This window comes from Pseudomonas sp. 15C (assembly GCF_055484735.1).
The window spans coordinates 115,441-138,444 of record NZ_JBUDGD010000005.1 but is presented as its reverse complement, the minus strand read 5'-3'; the positions used below and the strand labels follow the sequence as shown (position 1 = coordinate 138,444).

At 60.0% G+C, this 23,004-nt stretch carries 18 protein-coding genes; 5 read left to right on the top strand and 13 right to left on the bottom strand.

Annotated features, from left to right (window positions below; all coding sequences use genetic code 11):
• Window positions 1-73 precede the first annotated feature (73 nt).
• From ACYYKW_RS05290 to ACYYKW_RS05280, 3 genes are read left to right on the top strand one after another with little or no spacing between them, the layout of a single operon-like run.
• On the top strand, window positions 74-1,177 hold the full coding sequence (locus ACYYKW_RS05290) for an efflux RND transporter periplasmic adaptor subunit (protein WP_090288227.1): 1,104 nt from the start codon (window positions 74-76) through the stop codon (window positions 1,175-1,177).
• Complete coding sequence (locus tag ACYYKW_RS05285) at window positions 1,174-2,238, top strand: efflux RND transporter periplasmic adaptor subunit (RefSeq protein WP_090288229.1); 1,065 nt, start codon at window positions 1,174-1,176, stop codon at window positions 2,236-2,238. The genes ACYYKW_RS05290 and ACYYKW_RS05285 overlap by 4 nt, the downstream gene beginning before the upstream one ends.
• Entirely contained in the window at window positions 2,235-5,288 is a 3,054-nt protein-coding gene (locus tag ACYYKW_RS05280; RefSeq protein WP_464989585.1) for an efflux RND transporter permease subunit, read from the top strand. The genes ACYYKW_RS05285 and ACYYKW_RS05280 overlap by 4 nt, the downstream gene beginning before the upstream one ends.
• 98 nt (window positions 5,289-5,386) lie before the next feature.
• On the opposite strand, the gene ACYYKW_RS05275 is transcribed toward ACYYKW_RS05280, so the two are convergent.
• Both ACYYKW_RS05275 and ACYYKW_RS05270 read right to left on the bottom strand, forming a co-directional pair.
• Window positions 5,387-6,016, bottom strand: a complete 630-nt coding sequence (locus tag ACYYKW_RS05275) for a class I SAM-dependent methyltransferase (protein WP_464989584.1) — start codon at window positions 6,014-6,016, stop codon at window positions 5,387-5,389.
• Window positions 6,017-6,123: 107 nt separating this feature from the next.
• Window positions 6,124-6,480 (bottom strand): DUF6124 family protein, encoded by a 357-nt coding sequence (locus ACYYKW_RS05270; RefSeq protein WP_464989583.1) that lies wholly within the window; start codon window positions 6,478-6,480, stop codon window positions 6,124-6,126.
• A 571-nt stretch (window positions 6,481-7,051) separates the two neighbouring features.
• On the opposite strand from ACYYKW_RS05270, the gene ACYYKW_RS05265 reads away from it, so the two are divergent.
• Complete coding sequence (locus ACYYKW_RS05265; protein WP_464989582.1) at window positions 7,052-9,955, top strand: RHS repeat domain-containing protein; 2,904 nt, start codon at window positions 7,052-7,054, stop codon at window positions 9,953-9,955.
• A gap of 99 nt (window positions 9,956-10,054) precedes the next feature.
• Here the strand turns inward: ACYYKW_RS05265 and ACYYKW_RS05260 are convergent, their stop codons facing one another.
• From ACYYKW_RS05260 to ACYYKW_RS05210, 11 genes are all read right to left on the bottom strand, one after another.
• Window positions 10,055-10,699: a methionine ABC transporter permease gene (locus tag ACYYKW_RS05260; RefSeq protein ID WP_093106298.1), complete on the bottom strand. Its 645-nt coding sequence runs from the start codon at window positions 10,697-10,699 to the stop codon at window positions 10,055-10,057.
• Window positions 10,689-11,810, bottom strand: a complete 1,122-nt coding sequence (locus ACYYKW_RS05255) for a methionine ABC transporter ATP-binding protein (protein WP_464989581.1) — start codon at window positions 11,808-11,810, stop codon at window positions 10,689-10,691. Before ACYYKW_RS05255 ends, ACYYKW_RS05260 begins: the two co-directional genes overlap by 11 nt.
• A 2-nt stretch (window positions 11,811-11,812) precedes the next feature.
• Window positions 11,813-12,622: a MetQ/NlpA family ABC transporter substrate-binding protein gene (locus ACYYKW_RS05250; RefSeq protein ID WP_093106289.1), complete on the bottom strand. Its 810-nt coding sequence runs from the start codon at window positions 12,620-12,622 to the stop codon at window positions 11,813-11,815.
• A 125-nt stretch (window positions 12,623-12,747) separates the two neighbouring features.
• Complete coding sequence (locus ACYYKW_RS05245) at window positions 12,748-14,106, bottom strand: LLM class flavin-dependent oxidoreductase (RefSeq protein WP_093106283.1); 1,359 nt, start codon at window positions 14,104-14,106, stop codon at window positions 12,748-12,750.
• Entirely contained in the window at window positions 14,106-15,299 is a 1,194-nt protein-coding gene (locus ACYYKW_RS05240) for an SfnB family sulfur acquisition oxidoreductase (protein WP_464989580.1), read from the bottom strand. The genes ACYYKW_RS05245 and ACYYKW_RS05240 overlap by 1 nt, the downstream gene beginning before the upstream one ends.
• 38 nt (window positions 15,300-15,337) lie before the next feature.
• Complete coding sequence (locus ACYYKW_RS05235; RefSeq protein ID WP_093106273.1) at window positions 15,338-16,579, bottom strand: SfnB family sulfur acquisition oxidoreductase; 1,242 nt, start codon at window positions 16,577-16,579, stop codon at window positions 15,338-15,340.
• Between the two features lie 232 nt (window positions 16,580-16,811).
• Complete coding sequence (locus tag ACYYKW_RS05230) at window positions 16,812-17,576, bottom strand: hypothetical protein (protein WP_093106270.1); 765 nt, start codon at window positions 17,574-17,576, stop codon at window positions 16,812-16,814.
• Window positions 17,577-18,037: 461 nt separating this feature from the next.
• Window positions 18,038-18,787: an L-cystine ABC transporter ATP-binding protein TcyN gene (gene tcyN / locus ACYYKW_RS05225; RefSeq protein ID WP_090288255.1), complete on the bottom strand. Its 750-nt coding sequence runs from the start codon at window positions 18,785-18,787 to the stop codon at window positions 18,038-18,040.
• 4 nt (window positions 18,788-18,791) lie between these two features.
• Window positions 18,792-19,457 (bottom strand): cystine ABC transporter permease, encoded by a 666-nt coding sequence (gene tcyL / locus ACYYKW_RS05220; RefSeq protein WP_093106265.1) that lies wholly within the window; start codon window positions 19,455-19,457, stop codon window positions 18,792-18,794.
• The gene (gene tcyJ, locus ACYYKW_RS05215) at window positions 19,457-20,257 is read right to left on the bottom strand and encodes a cystine ABC transporter substrate-binding protein (protein WP_336356221.1); all 801 of its coding nucleotides are present in this window, start codon (window positions 20,255-20,257) and stop codon (window positions 19,457-19,459) included. The genes tcyL and tcyJ overlap by 1 nt, the downstream gene beginning before the upstream one ends.
• 307 nt (window positions 20,258-20,564) lie before the next feature.
• Window positions 20,565-21,557: a D-cysteine desulfhydrase gene (locus tag ACYYKW_RS05210; RefSeq protein ID WP_464989579.1), complete on the bottom strand. Its 993-nt coding sequence runs from the start codon at window positions 21,555-21,557 to the stop codon at window positions 20,565-20,567.
• A gap of 190 nt (window positions 21,558-21,747) precedes the next feature.
• Here ACYYKW_RS05210 and epsC point away from each other — a divergent pair, with 190 nt between their 5' ends.
• Window positions 21,748-22,674, top strand: coding sequence for a serine O-acetyltransferase EpsC (gene epsC / locus ACYYKW_RS05205; RefSeq protein ID WP_464989578.1), 927 nt, complete (start codon window positions 21,748-21,750; stop codon window positions 22,672-22,674).
• Window positions 22,675-23,004: the final 330 nt, after the last annotated feature.

Here is a 23,004-nt window from a genome sequence, read left to right as displayed (position 1 = left end):
CAACCGTGGAACCCTGTTCTAAGCTCTGAAGTCGTATCGTCTCGACAGCAGCATTAAAGGCCAAGGAGTGTGCATGGCGGGTCCCGGATTGAAAGTGCTGATGGCGTTGAGCGCCATGGTCTTGCTCACCGCTTGCGGCGACAAGAAACCCGCTCAGGAATACTTGCCACGGGTCTTTGTGCAAGAGGTCAAGCCCCAGAATTATGCGGCAGCGGTGACCCTCACCGGTGACGTGCAGGCGCGCGTGCAGACGCAATTGTCATTTCGCGTGGGCGGCAAGATCATCCAGCGCATGGTCGACGTCGGTGACCGCGTCACTGCCAAACAGGTGCTGGCCAAGCTTGACCCCAAGGATCTGCAGACCAATGTCGATTCGGCCCAGGCTCAGGTCCTCGCCGAACAGGCCCGCGTGAAACAGGCCGCGGCGGCCTTCGTCCGCCAGCAAAAACTGCTGCCCAAGGGCTACACCAGCCAGAGCGAATACGATTCCGCCCAAGCGGCGTTGCGCAGCAGCCAAAGCGCCCTGAGCGCCGCGCAGGCACAACTGGCCAACGCCAAGGATCAACTCAGCTATACCGCACTGATTGCCGATGCCCCCGGAGTGATCACCGAGCGTCAGGCCGAAGTCGGGCAAGTGGTGCAGGCCACCGCACCGATCTTCAGCCTGGCCCGCGATGGCGACCGTGATGCGGTGTTCAACGTGTATGAATCGCTGCTGGCCGAGCGCCCTGCGGACAATTCGATCGTGGTCAGCCTGCTCGATAATCCCGAGATCAAAACCACCGGCACCGTGCGTGAAATAACCCCGGCGGTATCGGCGCAATCCGGCACTGTGCAGGTCAAGGTCAGCCTCGACAAACTGCCGCCGGGCATGCAGCTCGGCTCGGTCGTCAGTGCCACAGCGAAAGGTGCGGGCAAGTCGGCGGTGGAGCTGCCGTGGTCGGCGCTGACGAAAAACATCAGCGAGCCAGCAGTCTGGATGGTCGATGACAAGGGCGAGGCGCAGTTGCATACGGTCACGGTCGGTCGCTATCTGACCGGCAAGGTGATCATCAGCGAGGGCCTGAAGGGCGGCGAGAAAGTCATCGTCGCCGGCGGGCAGCTGTTGCACCCCGGGATGAAAGTCGAAATCGCTGAAAACACTTACAAAGACCTGCAACCGGGAGCGCAGCCATGAAGCGTCTCGGACTGTTTTGCCTGGCGCTGCTGCTGGGCGCCTGCTCGGAAAAGGAAACGCCGCCGGAACCAGTGCGTCCGGTTTTGTCGGTCAAGGTCGAAGCGTTGAGCGAGGAAAATCTCGGGCGTTTCGCCGGCAGCATTCAGGCGCGTTACGAGAGCAATACCGGTTTCCGCGTTGGCGGGCGCATTGCCAGTCGTAATGTCGATGTCGGCGCCGAAGTACAGAAAGGCACGTTACTCGCCACCCTCGACCCGTCCGACCAGCAAAACCAGCTGCGTTCGGCCGAGGGTGATCTGGCCAGGGTTCAGGCGCAATTGATCAATGCGCAGGCCAACGCGCGCCGGCAGCAGGCGCTGTTCGATCGCGGCGTGGGTGCACAGGCGCAACTGGACGTTGCCACGACCGACCTGAAAACTACCCAGGCTTCGCTGGATCAGGCGCGCGCGGCGGTCAACCAGAGCCGGGATCAACTCGGCTACACCGAACTGCGCGCCGATCACAAAGCCGTGGTCACCGCGTGGAACGCCGAAGCCGGGCAGGTGGTGACCGCCGGCCAACAAGTCGTGACGCTGGCTCAGCCGGACATCAAGGAAGCGGTGATCGACCTGCCGGATACCTTGGTCGATCAGCTTCCGCCCGACGTGGTGTTTTCGGTGGCCGCGCAACTCGACCCGAGCATCAACACCACGGCGATCATCCGCGAAATCGAGCCCCAGGCGCAGAGCGCCACACGCACGCGCCGGGCGCGTTTGACCTTGACCGACACCCCGGACGGTTTTCGCCTCGGCACGGCGATCAGCGTGACCCTCAGTTCGGCGATCAAACCGCGCATCGAATTGCCCGCCACCGCGTTGCAGGAGGTCGAAGGCAAACCGCGGATCTGGGTGATCGACACGCAAAGCAAAACCGTCAGCCCCCGCGACGTCACGGTGATCAGCCGCACCGACAGCAGCGTGGTGCTGGCCGGCGGCGTGAAGAACGGCGAGCGCGTGGTCAGCGCCGGCGTCAACAGCCTCAAACCCGGGCAATCGGTAAAACTTGACGAGGACAGTCAATGAAAGGCTCTTTCAACCTCTCCGAATGGGCCCTCAAGCATCAGTCATTCGTCTGGTATCTGATGTTCGTCGGATTGCTCATGGGGGTGTTCTCCTATTTCAATCTGGGCCGTGAAGAAGACCCATCGTTTACCATCAAGACCATGGTCATCCAGACCAAATGGCCCGGCGCGACCCAGGACGAAACCCTCAAGCAGGTCACCGACCGCATCGAGAAAAAACTCGAGGAACTCGACTCGCTCGATTACGTGAAAAGCTACACGCGCCCCGGCGAATCGACGGTGTACGTGTACCTGCGCGACACCACCAGCGCCGAAGACATTCCGCAAATCTGGTACCAGGTGCGAAAGAAGATCGACGACATTCGCGGGCAGTTTCCCCAAGGGATTCAAGGGCCGGGGTTCAACGACGAGTTCGGCGATGTGTTCGGTTCGGTCTATGCGTTTACTGCCGACGGCCTGACCATGCGCCAATTGCGCGATTACGTAGAGCAGGCCCGCGCCGAGATTCGCAGCGTGCCGGGGCTGGGCAAGATCGAAATGGTCGGCCAGCAGGACGAAACGATTTACCTGAACTTCTCCACGCGCAAACTCGCCGCGCTGGGCATCGATCAGCGTCAAGTGGTGCAAAGCCTGCAGTCGCAGAACGCGGTAACGCCGGCCGGGGTGATCGAGGCCGGGCCCGAGCGGATTTCCGTGCGCACGTCGGGGCAGTTCGCTTCGGAGAAGGATCTGGCCGAGGTCAATCTCAAGCTCAACGACCGTTTCTATCGTCTGGCCGATATCGCCGACATCCGTCGCGGCTACGTCGACCCGGCCACGCCTGAATTCCGCTTCGACGGCAAACCGGCCATCGGTCTGGCGATTGCGATGCAGAAGGGCGGCAACGTTCAGGAGTTCGGTAAAGCGCTGCACGAGCGCATCGACCAGCTCACCGCAGATTTGCCGGTGGGCGTCGGTGTGCACACGGTGTCCGATCAGGCGGTGGTGGTGGAAGAAGCCGTCGGCGGCTTCACCAGCGCCTTGTTCGAGGCGGTGATCATCGTGCTGGTGGTGAGCTTCATCAGCCTTGGCGTGCGCGCTGGGCTGGTGGTGGCGTGCTCGATTCCGCTGGTGCTGGCGATGGTATTTGTATTCATGGAGTACAGCGGCATCACCATGCAGCGGATTTCCCTCGGGGCGTTGATCATTGCCCTCGGCCTGCTGGTGGACGATGCGATGATCACCGTGGAGATGATGGTCACGCGTCTGGAAATGGGCGAAACCAAAGAGCAGGCGGCGACGTTCGCCTACACCTCGACGGCGTTTCCGATGCTCACCGGTACGCTGGTGACGGTGGCCGGGTTCGTGCCGATCGGCCTCAACGCGAGCTCCGCCGGTGAATATACGTTCACGCTGTTTGCGGTGATTGCCGTGGCGATGATCGTCTCGTGGGTGGTGGCGGTGTTCTTTGCGCCGGTGATCGGCGTGCATATCCTCAGCGACAAGGTGAAGGCCCATGACGCTGAACCGGGTCGCATCGGTCGCGCCTTCAACGGCGGCCTGTTGTGGGCGATGCGCAACCGTTGGTGGGCGATCGGCGTCACCGTACTGTTGTTCGTGCTGGCGGTGTTCTGCATGCGCTTTGTGCAGAACCAGTTTTTCCCCGCTTCGGACCGTCCGGAAATTCTCGTCGACCTCAACCTGCCGCAAAACGCTTCGATCGATGAAACCCGCAAAGCGGTGGACAAGCTCGAGGCCACGCTCAAGGGCGACCCTGACATTGTGCGCTGGAGCACCTACATCGGTCAGGGCGCGATTCGTTTCTATCTGCCCCTCGACCAGCAATTGCAGAACCCGTACTACGCGCAACTGGTCATCGTCAGCAAGGATTTCGAGGCCCGCGAAGCGCTGAGCCAGCGCCTGCGCGAGCGCTTGCACAAGGACTTCGTCGGCATCGGCAGCTACGTGCAGGCGCTGGAGATGGGCCCGCCAGTCGGGCGTCCGATCCAGTACCGGGTCAGTGGCAAGGACGTCGATCAGGTGCGCAAACATGCGATCGACCTGGCCACTGAACTGGACAAGAACCCGCATATCGGCGAGATCATCTACGACTGGAATGAGCCGGGTAAAGTCCTGCGCGTTGACATTGCTCAGGACAAGGCCCGCCAGCTCGGGCTGTCGTCGGAAGACGTGGCGAACCTGATGAACAGTATCGTCAGCGGCTCGCCATTGACCCAGGTCGATGATGATATCTACCTGATCAACGTGGTCGGCCGCGCGGTGGATTCCGAACGCGGTACGCCGGAAACCCTGCAGAACCTGCAGATCGTCACGCCGAGCGGCACTTCGATTCCGCTACTGGCGTTCGCCACCGTGCGCTATGAACTGGAGCAGCCGCTGGTGTGGCGTCGCGACCGTTTGCCGACGATCACCATCAAGGCTTCGGTGCGCGATGAGATCCAGCCAACCGATCTGGTGAAACTGCTCAAGCCATCGATAGACGCTTTCGCGTCGAAACTGCCGGTCGGCTACAAGGTCGCCACCGGCGGTACCGTCGAGGAAAGCGGCAAGGCCCAGGGGCCGATTGCCAAGGTCTTGCCGTTGATGCTGTTCCTCATGGCGACTTTCCTGATGATCCAGTTGCACAGCGTGCAAAAGATGTTCCTGGTGGCCAGCGTCGCGCCGCTGGGGCTGATCGGCGTGGTGCTGGCGCTGGTGCCGACCGGCACGCCGATGGGCTTCGTGGCAATTCTGGGGATTCTTGCGCTGATCGGCATCATCATCCGCAACTCGGTGATTCTGGTGACGCAGATCGATGAGTTCGAGCAGAAAGGCTATGCGCCATGGGATGCGGTGGTGGAAGCGACCGAGCACCGGCGCCGGCCGATTTTGCTGACCGCCGCCGCGGCGAGCATGGGCATGATCCCGATCGCTCGCGAAGTGTTCTGGGGGCCGATGGCCTACGCGATGATCGGCGGGATCGTAGTGGCGACGTTGCTGACGCTGCTGTTTCTGCCGGCGCTGTATGTGGCCTGGTACAAGATTCGCGAGCCGAAAAAAGACCCAGAGTAAAAGCGAGCGCTTCGCGCTCATCGCCAGCAGGCTGGCTCCCACAATTGCAATGCGCGCTCCTGTGGGAGCCAGCCTGCTGGCGATGGCGTCTTGATGGACTATGCAGATTTACGCCAAACACTCGCCAACCAAGGCTGTTGCTCGCGCGGCAGCCCCGCTGGCCGGTAGTAATGCTCCAGCTCGACAAACCCCGCCGCCGTCAGCAAACCTTGCCAGGCCTGGAGATCGTGATACGAGCCATAGCGCGGCCCGTTCCAGCCCTCCCGGTTATCCCCGCGTGGATTGGAGCTGAACAACACACCGCCCGCTTTCAACGCGTCGTGCAATTGCTTGAGCACTCGCGGTAATTCCTGCAACGGCACATGAAACAACACCGCGTTGGCGAAGATCCCGTCGAAGCGCTCCGCCGGCAGATCCAGGTTGAGGAAATCCTGCTGCAATACCTCGCAGCCGCTGTCCTCGCGGGCCATCCGCGCAAACTCCTCCGAACCGTCCAGCCCGACAGCGATGTGCCCCATATGCGTAAACGTCTGCAAATCCCGCCCCGGCCCGCAGCCGAAGTCCAGGATGGTAAACGGCGCCGAGCCTTGAATATGCCGCAGCAACGCATCGATATTCTGACTGACATCGTGATCGCGGGTGCCTTCACGGAAGTCCTCGGCCACCGAGTTGTAATGGCCGAGAGTGGTGGCGGTGATCTGTTCGAGGTCGCTGGGCGTTTGCTTCATCATCGATGCTGTTTTTGGCGGTGGGAGAAGCGGACTATAAGCTTTTTCGCTGGCAAAAAAACGCCGCCTGCGCTGCTGCCAGCGCAGGCGGTGATTGATGCCTGGAATTAGTGCTGCTTCGCGCCCAGGCAATCGATCGAGCGGTCCATCATCGCTTTGGCCATCTCCAGCAGATGCCAGACCGAGAACACCATGGCTCGATCCGCGCCCCCGAGCTGATCGCCGCATTGATGGACGGTCACCGAAGCGCAGCGCAGCAGGTCGGCGACATACAACTGGGCATCCTCCAGCGTCACGTCTTCGCTGATGCTGTAGACACGTTTCTGTCCCGCCACCGTGACCTGACTGCCGGCCAGATGAGAGTCAACGGCGCGGCAAAGTGCCGAGCGATCCTTGAGCAAATCCTCGGTGAACCGCTTGGTGGAGGTAAGGCTGAGTGGCGGATCGGCAAGATTTTTTTCCACGGGTAAACTCCTGACTTCAAGTGGGGAGCCAACCATTTCGCGACTAAACGAGCAGGGCGGCGGCTGCGCGCAGATCAGTCGCCGGCCGCCGGTTATCGGCGCACCCGAAAGTGCCCTGCGCACAGCCAACATCGGGCAGCTTGAAGCTCTGCCGAGGTCAGGCCTGACCGCACGCCCAGCGAATCCGGACAACTGAATCCGGTCACCGCCAAGCAGTGACGAGCGGAGATTAGCTACAGGATATTTCGGGTACAAGCGGGCAAAACATTCTAGGAAGCGTCCTGCAAACCCGCGTGGATCGGGCTGGCGAAACGATAAATTTTGCGTAGGAAGGGTCTGGTTTTTACGAAGGGCATTGCCCAAATACGTGGGATCACATGGATCTGATTGATGGCCACCTGCCGCTATGGAACATAGCGCTTATTCAGCCACCGCGCCAGCCCTGTCCATATACGATACGTGCGCGCACAAGCCGGAAAACCTGGCTGAAAGCAACTGGTAGTTCTTACAGTGTCGGGGCAGAGAAAACAGGTTCAGTCTTGGTGCATGGGCGCCAGGGACTCGCGTAGCCGTGAACACTCACCATCACACCGCCACTCCGACCTTGTCGGTCCTTGACTCGCGCGCATTGGCGATTCGCGGCGTTGCCTACTACCGGCATCCGGAAAAACCGGACATCGAATCGCGCATCACTCGGCAGAGCTTCGATGAGGCGGGGCGGCAGGTGGCGTCGTGGGATCCACGTTTATATGGCGCTGCGCCGAAGCCAAATCTGGCCGCTGTCTACGCGTTGAGCGGGCAAGGGCTATTCACAGACAGTGTCGACGCCGGATGGCAGGCGTGCCTGTTGAACGAAGCGGGTTCGTTGTGTGCTGTCTGGGATGCGCGGGGCAGTCAGAGCCATCACCAATACGATGAGCTGCAACGGCCGGTCGCCCTCACTGAGCAAGCGCACAACGGGCCGTCTCGCGTAGTCGAGCGCTGGACCTATGGAGAAGCCACCGATGATGCCGCCCTGCGCAATCAGTGCGGTCAACCGATTCGTCATGACGACCCGGCCGGCAATCGACACTTCGATGACTACGGCCTCGGCGGGTCAGCACTGGTGGAATCGCGACGCTTTCTGATTGAACTGGAAACACCGGACTGGCCCCTCGATCCGGACCGCCGAGATGAGTTTCTCGAGGAGAAAAACTACGTCACTCGACAGTCTTTCAGCCCCACAGGCGACCTGCAGCATCACACCGACGCGGTGGGTAATATCAGAACGCAGCATTACAACATGGCCGGGCAATCTGCCGCGATCTGGCTGTTACAGGCCGGCGAGGGCAGGCAGCCGCAGTGCCTGGTCAGCGCCATTCGTTACAACGCGCAGGGTCAGATCGAAAGCGAAACGGCCGGCAACGGCATCGTCGCCCGCGCCGAATACAGCCGCGATGATGGCCGGTTACTCAGATTGGTCGCCAGTGTCGGTGCGCAAGAGCCGTTGCAGGATCTGAATTACACCTATGACCCGGTGGGCAATGTCACCAGCCTGGAAGATAAAACCCAGGCTGTGTCTTACTTCAACAATCAGCGGATCGAGCCGGTCTGTCGATATCGCTACGACAGCCTTTATCAACTGGTCGAGGCCCGGAGTTGGGAAGTCAGTAATCCGAGCCACGGCCCGGCATTGCCGGATCTGTTACCTACACCGCTGGACCCCAATCAGCGGCGCAACTACACACAGACATTCGACTATGACGCGGCGGGTAATCTGATCACCCGTCATCACAGCGGTGCGCCTGGGTTTTCGATGTTTACTTCGGCGTACAACAACCGAAGTCTGGGCCAGCGCGATGACGGTAATTTGCCCGGGGAAGCGGATATAGCGTCGGGATTCGATGCGGCGGGTAATCAGCTCGAGTTGCAACGCGGTCAGGCGATGACGTGGAACGAGCGTAATGAGCTGAGCCAGGTAGTACTGGTTCAACGCGAGGCAAAAAACGGTGACGCCGAATGCTTCAGTTATGAGCGTCCCGGACATCGATCGCGCAAAGTATTCATCCGACAGACTACGGTCCGAATTTTGAGTAGCGAGGTTCGTTATTTTTCCGGTCTTGAATTACACCGTAGTGCCGAAGGTGAAGAGCATCAAGTGATCGAAATCGGAGTCGGTCGATCTTCTGTGACACTGTTGCACTGGCCTGGCGGCAGACATCCAGACCAACTGCGCTTTGGCTATGACGATCTCGTCGGCTCCTGCACTCTGGAGCTTGATGCGCAAGGCTGTGTTCTGACACTGGAACAGTATTATCCGTTTGGAGGCACCGCCTGTTGGGCTGGAAAAAATGCGGCTGCGGCGGCATACAAGAGCACTCGATACTCTGGCAAGGAGCGAGACGCCACGGGGCTTTATTACTATGGCTACCGATATTACGCGCCCTGGCTGCAGCGATGGATCAGCGCGGATCCGGAGGAGGACGGATTGAATTTGTACGCAATGGTCACAAACAATCCGACAACCGCTGTTGATCCCGACGGTCGCAAGCGAAGCGATGCGCAGGATCGTTGGCGCAGAGCTTATGCGGGAGTAGTGGCTTCAAGAGACGGTGTCTGGGTACGCACCGTGGCGAAGGGGATTATTGCAGTCGATATTGTCGGCGGTAATGAACTGTTCAAGCGGATGGGAATGAATTTGAATCGCCCTGTCATTGGCGATAGAACGCTTGCCTACCTGTCGCTTGATTCGACATTGCAAAGCAAAGTTGCGGGAGCAAAAACAGGATTTCGTCTGAATACTGCGCCGGGGCAGGACATCAAGGCGCAAGCCGCCATTCAGGATGCGGGTGTCGTTGCCTATGTAAATGGCGGTTTTTTCAATATGGGTAACCAGGCCAGCGAGCACGTTTCCCCCTTTGCGCCAATTGGCCCAAGCAAGATTGGTGGTAAAAGCCGGATTTACGTCCCGGTGCCTTCAGACTATCGAGAGCATTTCGTGACGGTTCAAATGAGAGACGGATCGAGTATTGAATCCGGGCCCGTGGTCTCACGAGGCGGTACAGCTGTTTTCCCTGAAAGCCTGTTAGGTCTTACCAAGTTTCTCTTCAACCCGAAAAACAATCAGCCGGGGAAGTTGGGTCACGCAGGTTCACCCAACATTCGCTCCGGTATCAGTAGGCCCGGCGGATCAGAGCACGGGCAGCGTACGCGTTTGGCATGGGGCGGCAGCACCGGGCGCAGCGAAGCAGCAACAGGCTATACCATGCCCGAATGGTCCAGGGTAATGGCCAGACTTGATGGGATGAGCGGGGCTAATGGATGGTCAGTGAACCTCGATGGCGGTTATTCGGCCGGAATCGGCGTGGTTGGAGCACAGGGCGAATTGCTTTACAGAAGACCAGAGGAAGGATCGTCCGACAGATCCATCGCCAACTTCATCGCTTATTACGAAAAGCCCCCCAAGCAGAACTTTTTCAAAAAATGGTTCACCTGAATGGCGACGCCCGACTTGTGTAGGTACGCCGCCAAGGGGCGGCCCATTTCCAAAAAGGTAACTGACTTTGGTTAAAGGGCTGCGACCATTGATCTCGCCTCAACGCTTGTTCAACCCCCGAGCTAACCGATCCCCACCCAACTGAATCACCGCCACCACTGCCACCAGCAACACAATCACAGTCAACATGATCTGGCTGTCAAAGCGCTGATAGCCGTAGCGATAAGCGATATCCCCCAAGCCCCCGGCGCCGATCGCCCCGGCCATCGCTGACGAGTTGATCATCGTCACCAGGGTAATGGTGAAGCCACCGACAATCCCCGGCAGCGCCTCGGGCAACAGCACATGCCAGACGATGTGCCAGCGCCGGCAACCCATCGCCTGCGCGGCTTCGATCAAGCCATGATCGACCTCGCGCAGACTGACCTCGGCAATACGCGCAAAGAACGGTGTTGCGGCGATCGTCAGCGGCACTACGGCGGCCCAGACTCCGTAGGTGGTGCCGACAATCAGCCGGGTGAACGGAATCAGCGCGACCATCAGAATCAGAAACGGGATCGAGCGGAACAGATTGACGAAGGCGCCCAATGCACGATTCAGCATCGGCGCCTGGTAGATGCCGCCCTTGTCACTGGTGACCAGAATCACCGCCATGGGAATGCCCACCAGCAATGCGATCAACGACGACACACCGACCATCAGGAACGTGTCGATAAAACCCTGCCACAAGCGCTCAACCCACATAACCCATTACCTCCACGCGTTGTGCCCATGGCGCGGCGCGTTCGCGCAATTGCTCGGCGCTGTACGAAGAACCGCTGACTGCCAATAACAGTTGCCCCAGCGCATGCCCCTGGATCCGTTCCACGCCGCCCTGCAACAGCTTGACTCGACCGCTCAATGCAGCGAACAGCGCCGCCAGATCCGGTTCGTCGCTGGAGCTGCCGGTGAACTGCAAGCGCAGCACTACAGCGTCGTTGGCGGAAGTCGAGTGCGCGAGCAAACGGCTCTGCAATTCTTCCGGCAAGGCGTGTTGCAGCGGCGCAAGCAGGGTCTGGCTGACCTCGTGCTGCGGATTGCCGAACACCTGCCAGACCGGGCCTTGCTCGACGATACGGCCATGCTCAAGCACCACGACGCGGTCGCAGATCTCGCGGATCACCGCCATTTCATGAGTGATCAACACGATGGTCAGGCCGAGGCGTTTATTGATCTCGCGCAGCAGGGCGAGGATCGATTGCGTGGTCTCCGGATCGAGCGCCGAAGTCGCTTCGTCGCACAGCAGAATGTCCGGGTCGTGCACCAGCGCACGGGCGATACCGACGCGCTGTTTCTGTCCCCCCGAAAGCTGTGCCGGATACGCCTGATGCTTGCTTTGCAGACCGACCAACTCGAGCAGCTCGCGGACCTTTTCCTCGCGTTGCCGTTTCGGTACACCCGCGACTTTCAGCGGCAACTCGACGTTCTGCCAAACGGTCTTGGCCGACATCAGATTGAAGTGCTGGAAGATCATGCCGATGCGCCGGCGCAACGCGACGAGACGGTCTTCGTCGAATTCGCCGATGTCGACCTGATCGATCAGAACGCGCCCCGACGTTGGTTGCTCAAGGCGATTGATCGTGCGGATCAACGACGACTTGCCGGCGCCGCTACGGCCGATGATGCCGAACACTTCGCCGCGCTGAATCGCTAGGTCAATGCCCTGCAAGGCGGCGACCGGACCTTGACGACCGTTGTAGGTTTTGCCCAGCCCGATGAAGCGCACATGGGCACGGTTCAGCTCGGGATGCAGCTCGGTTTGTTCAGCAGTGTGTGGCTCTGGAGTCTCCAGTCGCCGTTGGATCGCGGCGGTCATGCTCAGCTTTCCCAACCGGCTTGATAGAGCCTGCCGTGGGCTTTATCCAGCGCTGCGCGAACGGCCGGCGAATGCTGGTAGATGTCGACGAATTTGATCAGGCGCGGATCGGTTTTGCTCTTCGGCTGAATGACGAACTGAATCACATATTCCTTGTGATCGAGGCCGTCGAACAGCAGCGCCGAACCGGCATCGAAGGTCTTCGCCAAACGAATGTAGGCCGGGTAGCCCTGGACCAGATCGGCGTCATCGTAGGCGCGCACCAGTTGCACGGCTTCGACCTGGAGAATCTTGATCTTCTTCGGATTGGCGACGATGTCATCCTCGGTGGCTTTGTAGCCGACGCCTGGTTTGAGCGTGATCAAACCGGCCTTGGCCAGCAATTGCAGACCGCGACCGCTGTTGATCGGATCGTTGGCGATGGCAACGCTGGCGCCCTCCGGTAACTCGGCGAAGCTTTTGTATTTTTTCGAGTACAGACCGACGTTGTTGATGATCCCCGGCGCGAACGGCACCAGATCAAAACCCGACGCGGCTTTGGCGTTTTCCAGAAACGGAATGTGCTGAAAATAGTTCACGTCGATATCGCCGGCAGCGAGGCTGACGTTGGGCGCGATCCAGTCGGTGAACTCCACCAGCTCTACCTTCAGACCCTGTTTGGAGGCCTCTTCGACGGCCGCTTCCAGCGGAATGGCGAAGGCGGCGGTGGTGCCGATTTTCAAGGGTGCATCGGCGGCAAATACTGCCGAGCTGAACAGGCCGAGGGCCAGGGCCAGTGCTTTGACTGGGTGGGAGAGCAGATTCTTGGTCATGATGAGTTATCCAGTCCGTGCATGAATTTGTGGTGTATTGGATGGCCTCATCGCTGGCAAGCCAGCTCCCACAGGTTTTGTGAACGGCACAGACCCTTGTGGGAGCTGGCTTGCCAGCGATGCTTTTAGCGGCGAAACGCGGAGCCTGTGTGTCGCTCGGGCAACTGCGCCCCTTCGTGAAACAGCTTTTCGCGCAAGGTGCCGCTGTCATACGCGGTCTTGTACGAGCCGCGCCGCTGTAGTTCGGGAATCACCAAGTCGATGAAATCCACATAGCTTTCCGGCGTGACGATGCGGGTCAGGTTGAAGCCATCCAGCCCGGTTTCGGCGATCCACGACTCCAGCTCGTCGGCCACTTGTTCAGGCGAGCCGACCACAGTGATGTAGCGGCCACCGAGGGCGTGCTGGTCGAGCAATTTGCGCCGGGTCCAGTCGTTGTTCTGCAGGGTTTTGGTGGCCGACTGGATCGCGTTGCTTTTCACGTACTGGATCGGTTCGTCGATTTCGTACCGGGAGAAGTCGATGCCGGTGGAGGCGGAAAAATGCGCCACGCCGGCCTCGGCGCTGGCGTAGCCGAGGTATTCGGCGTGCTTGGCCCAGGCCGCTTCTTCGCTGGCGCCGACAATCACATTAAGGCCCATGAACACCTTGATGTCTTCGGGGTTGCGTCCCGCAGCAACCGCACTGGCGCGGACCTTGTCCACTTGTGCCTTGGTCGACGATTTGTTCTGGCCGCTGATGAACACGCACTCGGCGTGGCGCCCGGCGAACTGCAAACCGCGCTCGGAACTGCCGGCCTGAAACAGCACCGGCGAACGCTGCGGCGACGGTTCGCACAGGTGATAACCCTCGACCTGGTAGAACTCGCCCTTATGCTCGACCTTATGGACTTTGTCCGGCTGCGCGTAGATGCGCTGCGCGCGGTCGTTGAGCACCGCGCCATTTTCCCAACTGCCTTCCCAGAGTTTGTAGAGCACCTGTAAATACTCGTCGGCCTGGTCGTAACGGCGGTCATGTTCAACCTGCGCGCTGAGGCCCATGGCTTTGGCGGCGCTGTCGAGATAGCCGGTGACGATGTTCCAGCCCACCCGGCCACGGCTCAAATGATCGAGCGTCGACAGACGCCTGGCGAACAGATACGGCGCTTCGTAGGTGAGATTGGCGGTGAGGCCAAAGCCGAGATTTTTCGTCACAGCAGCCATTGCCGAGACCAGCAGCAAAGGGTCGTTGACCGGCAACTGGATCGCCTCTTTCAGCGTCACGTCGAGCGAGTTCTGGTAGACGTCATACACCCCGACGATGTCGGCGATGAACAAGCCGTCGAACAGGCCGCGTTCGAGCAATTGCGCCAGTTCGGTCCAGTATTCGATCGTGTTGTAACGGGTCGAGGTATCGCGCGGATGCGTCCACAATCCGTGATTGATATGGCCGATGCAGTTCATGTTGAACGCGTTGAGCAGAATCTTCTTTTTCGCCGCGCTCATCAGATCGTCCCTCGCAGCGGAGGCTTTTCGTCGTTGAGGTAATAATTGCCGACCGCGTGATATTTCCAGCGCACTGGGTCATGCAACGTGTGCACCCGGGCGTTGCGCCAGTGGCGGTCGAGGCCGTGCTCGGCGAGGGTGGCCTGGCTGCCGGCCAGCTCGAACAATGTGCTGCCCGCCGCCAGCGATATTTCCGTGCTGATCGCGCGTGCTTCGGCGACGGCGATTGAGGCCGCTGCAACGGTTTCGGCGTTGGTGTCAGCCTGTGCGGCATCAAGGAATTCGCCGGCACGTTCAAGCAGGGCTTCGCTGGCGTGCAGGCGGATACTCAGGTGACCGAAGCTCTTCAGGGTCAGCGGGTCCTCGGTGGCTTTGTCATTGCCGGAGTCGATCCACGGCCGCGTCTTGCTGCGCACGAAATGCAAGGCGTCCTCGTAAGCGGCGCGAGCGATACCGGTATCGATGGCGGCGTGAAGAATTTGTGCCAGCGGGCCGACCGTGGTCGGCCGTTCGAAAGCACTTTGAAACGGAAGCACGTCTTCAGCCGCGACGTATACATCTTCGAAGACTACCGAGCCGCTGCCAGTGGTGCGCTGGCCGAAACCACTCCAGTCGTCGATCACGCTCAGACCTTTGCTGTTACGTGGGACAAAGGCCAGTTGCTGCACGCCATTTTCGTCCACCACCGAGGTCGGAATGCGCTGCGCGTAAATCGCCCCGGTCGCGTAGAACTTGCGGCCGTTGATGCGATAACCATCGCCGTCGCGCTTGAGACTGGTTACGCGGTCGTGAGCGGTTTTAGTACCCAGTTCCGCCAAGGCATTGCCCAAACGCTGGCCGGCGAGAACCTCGGCGTACAGGCGCTGTTTTTGCTGCTCGCTGCCGTTGACCCGCAGCACTTCCAGTGCGTAGAAATGGTTTTGCGGAATCTGCCCGAGCGAACCGTCGGCCTGCGCAATCAGGGCGATGACTTTGGCCAGGGTCACGTTGGACACGCCAGCGCCGCCGTACGCCTTGGGCACGCTGATGCCCCACAGGCCGGAGCGGGAAAACACCTCCAGCTCGGGCAGCGGCAGGCGCCTTTCACGATCGCGCAGGGCGCTGTCGCGTTGGAAATCTTCGGCCAGGTCGCTGGCGACGATCAGGGCTTGCTCATCGCTGATGATGAGCGCGACGGGTTGGGAAAAAGTCATGTGCTTCTCCAGAGATCTGGTCAAAAGTGTTCTGGTCGTCAGATCCATGAGTGACGAGCAGGCAGCGTGCCGTTGAGGCGATAGGCGCCGACCGCGTGGTATTTCCAGCGCACCGGGTCGTGCAGGGTGTGCACCCGGGCGTTGCGCCAGTGGCGGTCGAGGTTGAATTCGGCGAGGGTCGCGCGGCTGCCGGCCAGTTCGAAAAGCTTTTCGCTGGCAAGCAAGGAAATCTCGGTGGTCAGCACTTTCGCTTCGGCCACGGCGATCGACGCACGCGCGGCGGAGGCCGCGGTGATCGGTGCGGCGTGCACCTGATCGAGCACTTGGCCTGCCTTGCGCAGCAGCGCTTCGGCGGCATGCAATTCGATCTTCAGTTTGCCGATATCGGCGATCACGTAGAGGTCATCGCTGGCGCGATCGACCTTGGCGTCGATCCACGGCCGTGCACGGGTTTGGACGAATTCGATGGCATCGTCAATCGCGCCACGAGCGATGCCGGCATCGATGGCCGCCTGAATCAACTGCGAAACGGCGCCCTGGGTGTTCGGCGTTTCGTTGATCTTCCAGTTGTCGATGACCAGGCTCGACTCGACGCGCACGTTGTTGAGCAAAATCGTGCCGCTGGCGGTGGTGCGCTGACCGAAGCCCGACCAGTCGTCGACGATGCGCAAACCCGGCGTGCCGCGCCGGACGAACGCCAGCACTTGCTTGCCTTCATCGTTCAGCGCTTTCACCGCCACCCAGTGCGCAAACAGCGCGCCGGTGGAGTAGAACTTCTGGCCGTTGATCAGATAGCCATCGCCATCGGCGGTGATCCGCGCTTTCAATTCCAGGGTATTTTTGCTGCCGCGTTCCGGGCCGGCATTACCGATGCGCCAGCCTTGCAGAACACTGTCGAACAACTGCTGTTTCTGCGCCGCGCTGGCGCAGCCAAGGACCAGATGAATGATGCCGAACTGGTTCTGCGGGATTTGCCCCAACGCCGGGTCGGCGGCGGAGATGATGGCGAAGACTTCCGCCAGCGTGACGAACGAAACCTGCGGGCCACCGTACTCGCGCGGGATGGCAATGCTGCCCAGGCCGCTGCGGGTGAACTGCTCGATTTCCGACCACGGCAACTTGCGCTGACGATCGCGTTTCGCCGCCTGAACGCGGGCGACCTGCGCCAGCTCATGGGCAGCCTTGATGGCCTGGGCGTCGTTGCGCAAGACCTGCGCGGGCAACAACAGCGGGGCGATGTCCAGATCCGACTGGACGTTTGCATCGGCCAGACTGGACATCAGTGCCACTCCCTGGCTGCACGCAATGCCCTGGCGATCTGCACTGGGGTGATTGACTTCCGGACCATACGACCTACCTCACATCTCATTGAAAACGCCGCAAGGTGCGGCGAACGAAGGAATGTCCGGTGGTCCGGTGTATATACCCTAAGCGCGTATAAATATTAAATAAACTAACTTTTAGGAATATGTATAGAAGGAGGGGGCGAACCCTCGTCACCTCGCGACAGCATCAATGCTCACGTGCTTCGGCCGCTTCGAATTCCTGCTTCAACGGGACTTTCAGGTAGGGATTGACGCAGCCAATTTTCAGCGTGCGCGGCGGTGCCCAGCGGGAGTTGTTGCCGACCCGATCGAGGATGCAATAGGTCACGTCCAGTCGCAGATCTTCGCCCGCTTCGACAATCACCGCCGGCGGCACCCAGACCTGGATCGGCAAGCCGATGTCGGCTGCGGTGATCGGTGCCAGGTCCATCCGCACATCACCCCAGCGCAAGGTGATGGCGTCATCTTCGGCCATGTTCAGGTACGGCTCGATGCTCAGCGGCACGCCGCGTTTGATCTGGTTCGGGTTGACGCCCTGGCGGCGAATGACCTCGGGTATCGTCACCGGCGCCAATTGCTGGTTTTCGTCTGCGCTCAGGGCCGACGGCTGGCCGCCCGGGCAATCAAGTTTGACCTGCACTCGCGTTGTCGCCGATAACGCCGGCCCCTGGCCGACCTGCATCAGCCGGTAATGGATACGCGCAGTGCCGTTTTCGATGAAGCTTTCCGGCACCCGCAGGCTGACCGCCGTGCCGACATCCTCGGCAGTCAGAACCCTGGAGGCGACGTAACACTTGTTCCAGAACAATTCGATAAGGTCGCCGCTGTCCATGTCGGGGTAGGGCGCCACCTCGATCAACAGGTGAGCAGCGGCGGCCAGATTGATGCCGGTTTTCTGCGCGGGCGCCAGGCTCGGCGCTGCCAGTTCGGGGGTATGCGAAGTGCGGTTCATCTATTTCTCTCCTTGAAGCCTTGCAGCGAAGTCCGTTTCTGAAAGAACAAAAGGCGTGAATAAACCGGCAATAAAGCGTCAAACTTTTATTCAAGTTGAAGACGGCGTGACTGAACTGGGTGGAGCCGGTTGTCGACTAGATAAGAGTGTGCCGGGAGGAGTGTCAATAGACGAAATTAGTTAATCGGCGAATTACAAGTTAATCAGAAAGGTCCTACGGCGCGGACGCCGAAAGCCTAGGTGTCGAGGCGAATCGGGCCACGAGCTCCGCGGCTTCTGGTCCGTTTCTACTTGGGTTTATGGGGGCGTGATCAAATGGAAGGGCTCAGCTTACAAGCGCTATTCAACTGTTGCACAATGTTTGAAGATGCGCTCGTCCAAGTATTTTGGATATTGCTTATATAGATCTTGATAAGGCATCTTCCATCCCTGGAAGTTGCCGATGCGCACTTGAAAGAGACTCAGGCGTGATTCAGGAACTTGCTGAGAAACTGTTGTGTGCGCTGTTCTTTCGGATTGGCAAACAATGCCTTGGCTTCACCTTGTTCGACAATCACGCCCTTGTCGAAAAACACCACACGGTTGGCCACGTCGCGAGCAAAACCCATCTCGTGCGTGACGATGACCATGGTGCGTTTCTCTTCAGCGAGGCCGCGGATGGTCGCCAGCACCTCCCCGACCAGTTCCGGGTCGAGCGCCGAGGTCGGCTCATCGAACAGAATCACTTCCGGCTCCATCGCCAGGGCCCGGGCAATTGCGACGCGCTGCTGCTGACCACCGGAGAGACGACGCGGGTAAGCATCCTCTTTGCCGGCGAGTCCGACCTTGGCCAAGAGTTTTTTGCCGAGCGCAACAGCCTCGTCGCGCGGGATCTTCTTGACCACGATCGGGCCTTCGATGACATTTTCCAGCGCGGTGCGATGGGGGAACAGGTTGAAGTTCTGGAACACGAAACCCACGTGCTGGCGCAGATTGCGCACCAGGCTCTGTTGCTGGTTCAGCGGGCGGCTGGTATCAATTTCGATGTCGCCAACCTTGATCCGGCCGCTGGTGGGTTGTTCAAGGAAATTCAGGCAACGCAGGAACGTGGTTTTCCCCGAACCGCTGGGGCCGATGATCGCCACGACCTCACCTTCCTTGACCTCCAGATCGATGCCGTCAAGTACGACCTGACTCTTGAATTGCTTGGTCAGTTTTTCCACGACAATCATGGGCTCAGGACTCCTGGTCGTGCCGATTGACCCGCTCTTCCAACTTGTTCTGCAGGTGCGACAGCACCGTGGCCAGAATCCAGTAGATCAGCGCGGCGGCAAGATACATGGTGAAGACTTCAAAAGTCCGGGCGGTAATCAGTTGCGCCTGGCGGAACAGCTCCGGCACCTGAATGGTGGCGGCGAGCGCGGTGTCCTTGACCAGCGAAATGAAGCTGTTGCCCAGCGGCGGCAGCGCCGTGCGCATCGCTTGCGGCAGGATGGCCCGGCGCAAGGTCTGCGCGCGGGTCATGCCGATGCTCGCAGCCGCTTCCCACTGACCACGTTCGATCGAACCGATCGCGGCGCGGAGGATTTCACAGGCGTAGGCGGCCATGTTCAGCGAGAAACCGATCAGTGCCGCTGGCAGCGGATCAAGCTCGAGACCCAATTGCGGCAAGCCGTAATAGATCACGAACAGTTGCACCAGCAACGGCGTGCCGCGAAAGAACGACACGTAGATGCGTGCCAGCCAGCTGACCGATTTGAAGCGCGACAGGCGCATCAGCGCCAGACCGAAGCCCAGCAGCAGGCCGAAAAACATGCCGCCGAGGCTGAGGACTACCGTGTAATACGCGCCCTTGAGCAGGAAGGGCGCGGAATCCAGGGCGAGTTGGAAAGCTTCTTCCATTATTGAGTGACGTCAGCGTTGAAGTATTTCTTCGACAGCTTTTCCAGCGTGCCGTCGGCGCGCAGTTCGTCGAGGGCCTTGTTCACCGCAGCCAGCAGTTCCGGCTCGCCTTTGCGCAGGGCAATCCCGGATTCCTGACGCGAGAACGCTTCACCCGCGGCGACGGTTTTCGGGGCTTTCTTGGCATATTCCAGCGCGGCCAGACGGTCGATCAGGATCGCATCGGTGCGGCCGTTGTTGAGGTCGGCGAATTTGGTCGGATCATCATCGTAGGTGCGTACGTCAGCACCTGGCACGTTGGCGCGAACCCATTGTTCATAGTTGGTGCCCAGGCCGACACCGACTTTCTTGCCGGACAGGTCAGCAGCGGTCTTGATGTTCAGCGCTGCTTCCTTGTTCTTCAGCACCAGCGCCTGGATCCCGGAAACGGTATACGGTTTGGAGAAGTCATACTTCTTCTTGCGCTCGTCGGAGATGGTCACCTGATTGACTACGATGTCCAGACGCTTGGATTCCAGCGCGGCGAGGATGCCATCCCATTTGGTCGGCTGAACCTTGGCTTTGACACCCAGTTTTTGCGCCAGCGCTTCGGAGAGTTCGACTTCGAAACCGGACAGCTTGCCGCTCTCGTCGACGAAACTGAACGGTGGATAAGTGCCTTCCAGGCCGACGTTGAGTACGCCTTTGTCCTTGATCTGTTGCAGTTGCTCACCGGCCACGGCCTGGCCGATCAGACCGGCGCCCAGCGCAAGCCCCAGCGAACCGACCAGCAGAGTGCGACGTAGTGCGGAAAAATTCATGACAAGCCCCTGTGTTTTCTTATGGAAGACGCTTAAGGAATGTAGGCACATTCGGGAATTTGACGACAGCGCTATCCTGCCTCAAAGCAGCTTATGCGTCTCGCCCGAAATTCGCCCGCGGCGTGACTATAGGATGTCGGATATAGACTTGAAAATACTCAATATCTGACTGGTTATTCTTTTCCTGCATATAAGTCGTTCCCACGCTCGGCGTGGGAATGCCTCAAGGGGCGCTCCGCGCTCCAGCTCTGGAAAAAACGCAGAGCGCCCCGGGCTGTATTTCCATGCGGAGCGTGGGAACGATCAGTTACAGAAAATCCTTATAGGCAAACAACGCCGGCGCACCGCCGGTGTGGAGGAAAATGATCGGTCCGTCATCAAAGCGCTGGCGCCCGATGCCATCGAGCAACCCGGCCATGGCCTTGCCGGTATAGACCGGGTCAAGCAACAGACCTTCCTGGCCCGCCAGCAGTTTCACCGCTGCCAAGGTTCCGGCGTTCGGCTCACCATAGCGCGGGCCGAAATACTCGTCCCACAGCTCGACTTTGAAACTGGCCGGCAGCTCGACACCGAGCAGGTCCGCGGTGCGCTCGGCCAGGCTCTGGACTTTCGGCCGCTGATCTTCTTCGCTGCGCGACACGGTCACGCCAATCACTGGCAGTTGCGGCAACGCCTCGCTCAGCGCCAGGGCCAGGCCGCTATGCGTACCAGCGCTGCCCGATGCCAATACGACGGCAGCGAACTCAAGTCCGGTGTCTTTGATCTGTTCGGCCAGTTCCAGCCCGGCGCGCACGTAACCTAACGCACCCAGTGCATTGGAACCGCCGATCGGCACCAGATAGGGCTTTTTGCCGTTGCTGCGCAGACGCACGGCGAGGGCGGCCAGTTGTTCGTCAGCGTTGTCGAGATTGTCGACCAGCTCGACCTTGGCATCGAACAGGTCCAGCAGCAGGCGGTTGCCATTGCCGATGTAATTGCTGTCCTCGGTACCCAGCGGATTTTCCAGCAGTGCCACACAGCCGAGGCCTAGACGGGCGGCCAGCGCAGCCGTCTGGCGAACGTGGTTCGATTGCAGCGCACCGGCGGTGATCAGCGTGTCGGCGCCTTGTGCCAGAGCATCCGAGCCGAGGTATTCGAGTTTGCGCAGCTTGTTGCCACCCATGGCCAGCGGCGTCAGGTCATCGCGTTTGATGTACACCTCGCGGCCGAGCCATGTGGACAGACGCTCAAGTTTTTCCAGTGGCGTAGGATGGCCGAGCAGGTCGAGACGGTTAAAGCGTTCCAGCTGATTCTTGATCATGGGTCCGTACTGGCGGAGGAAGATGAAACGACTATAGGCACGCGCTTTTGCAGGGGCAACCGCCAATCGCTTATAGCCAACTGGACTTACGTCAGCACTATCGGTTCTTAATTTGCTCTCGCGGTCATGCCGTAAAGTGGGCGCCGTTGACGCGGCCAGACAGTCCGGCCGCCCGTGAGGAGTCTCTACCGTGAGCGAGCGTTCCAGTCATTGGCAATTGCACACCATCGTCGGCCGGTTGCGCAGCGCGCGCGATCAGTGGCGGGCACAGAATGGCCGGGCTTCCGGTGAGCAGGGTGGTCGCGAGTTGCCTTCGCGCGCAGCAATGGCGGAGATTCTTGAAGCACTGTGCGGCGCGCTGTTCCCGATGCGCCTGGGCCCGGTGGATCTGCGTGAAGAAAGTGAAGACTTTTATGTCGGCCACACTCTGGACGTCGCGCTGAATGCCTTGCTGACGCAGACCCGTCTGGAATTGCGTTACGTAGCGCGGCACAGTGCGCAGGACGACAGCGAGGTCGAACCCCGCGCGATTCAGATCGTTCAGGATTTTGCCTTGGCTTTGCCTGGCTTGCGCACTTTGCTCGACACCGATGTGCTGGCGGCCTATCACGGTGATCCGGCCGCGCGCAGTGTCGACGAAGTGCTGATTTGCTATCCGGGGATTCTGGCGGTGATTCACCATCGCCTTGCGCATCATTTGTACCGCGCCGGTTTGCCCCTGTTGGCGCGGATCAGCGCGGAAATCGCCCACTCGGCAACCGGTATCGATATCCATCCGGGCGCGCAGATCGGCCGCAGTTTCTTTATCGATCATGGCACGGGTGTGGTGATTGGCGAGACGGCGATCATTGGCGAGCGGGTGCGGATTTATCAGGCCGTGACGTTGGGGGCGAAGCGCTTTCCGGCGGACGAGGACGGCCAGTTGCAGAAAGGCCATCCGCGCCATCCGATCGTTGAGGACGATGTGGTGATTTACGCCGGGGCGACGATTCTCGGACGGATCACCATCGGCAAGGGCTCGACCATCGGCGGCAATGTGTGGCTGACCCGCAGTGTGCCGGCGGGGGCGAATCTGACGCAGGCGAATCTGCAGCATGATGACGGGACGCAGAAATAAGGACGTGGAATCCTTTTCCCCTCACCCCAGCCCTCTCCCAAAGGGAGAGGGAGCCGACGGAGGTGTTTTGGGTTATCCATCGACCTGAGAGACCGAGTTGATTATGGATTCGTCAAAGTCATTTCAGGTCGCCGTAAGTCTCAAATACCCCCCGATCAGTCCCCTCTCCCTCTGGGCGGTCCGACGTTTCGGGAGGGCTAGGGTGAGGGGCTTTTGATTCTGCAACCGGAGCAATGAACGAATCCCCCGAATCCCGCGTCATACCCCTCCTCGGGCCGCTGTATGAAAACTACCGCCCAGCCCTGCGATTAGTCCTTACCACCCTATCCA

Excerpts from the sequence above, each read along its gene's own strand:
- ACYYKW_RS05275 (WP_464989584.1), bottom strand. The coding sequence starts at position 6,016 with ATGAAGCAAACGCCCAGCGACCTCGAACAGATCACCGCCACCACTCTC.
- ACYYKW_RS05250 (WP_093106289.1), bottom strand. The coding sequence starts at position 12,622 with ATGACCAAGAATCTGCTCTCCCACCCAGTCAAAGCACTGGCCCTGGCC.
- ACYYKW_RS05245 (WP_093106283.1), bottom strand. The coding sequence starts at position 14,106 with ATGAGCGCGGCGAAAAAGAAGATTCTGCTCAACGCGTTCAACATGAAC.
- tcyL (WP_093106265.1), bottom strand. The coding sequence starts at position 19,457 with ATGGAAGAAGCTTTCCAACTCGCCCTGGATTCCGCGCCCTTCCTGCTC.
- ACYYKW_RS05240 (WP_464989580.1), bottom strand. The coding sequence starts at position 15,299 with ATGACTTTTTCCCAACCCGTCGCGCTCATCATCAGCGATGAGCAAGCC.
- ACYYKW_RS05255 (WP_464989581.1), bottom strand. The coding sequence starts at position 11,810 with ATGACCGCCGCGATCCAACGGCGACTGGAGACTCCAGAGCCACACACT.
- ACYYKW_RS05290 (WP_090288227.1), top strand. The coding sequence starts at position 74 with ATGGCGGGTCCCGGATTGAAAGTGCTGATGGCGTTGAGCGCCATGGTC.
- ACYYKW_RS05235 (WP_093106273.1), bottom strand. The coding sequence starts at position 16,579 with ATGTCCAGTCTGGCCGATGCAAACGTCCAGTCGGATCTGGACATCGCC.
- ACYYKW_RS05280 (WP_464989585.1), top strand. The coding sequence starts at position 2,235 with ATGAAAGGCTCTTTCAACCTCTCCGAATGGGCCCTCAAGCATCAGTCA.
- ACYYKW_RS05260 (WP_093106298.1), bottom strand. The coding sequence starts at position 10,699 with ATGTGGGTTGAGCGCTTGTGGCAGGGTTTTATCGACACGTTCCTGATG.
- ACYYKW_RS05285 (WP_090288229.1), top strand. The coding sequence starts at position 1,174 with ATGAAGCGTCTCGGACTGTTTTGCCTGGCGCTGCTGCTGGGCGCCTGC.
- tcyJ (WP_336356221.1), bottom strand. The coding sequence starts at position 20,257 with ATGAATTTTTCCGCACTACGTCGCACTCTGCTGGTCGGTTCGCTGGGG.
- ACYYKW_RS05230 (WP_093106270.1), bottom strand. The coding sequence starts at position 17,576 with ATGAACCGCACTTCGCATACCCCCGAACTGGCAGCGCCGAGCCTGGCG.
- tcyN (WP_090288255.1), bottom strand. The coding sequence starts at position 18,787 with ATGATTGTCGTGGAAAAACTGACCAAGCAATTCAAGAGTCAGGTCGTA.
- ACYYKW_RS05210 (WP_464989579.1), bottom strand. The coding sequence starts at position 21,557 with ATGATCAAGAATCAGCTGGAACGCTTTAACCGTCTCGACCTGCTCGGC.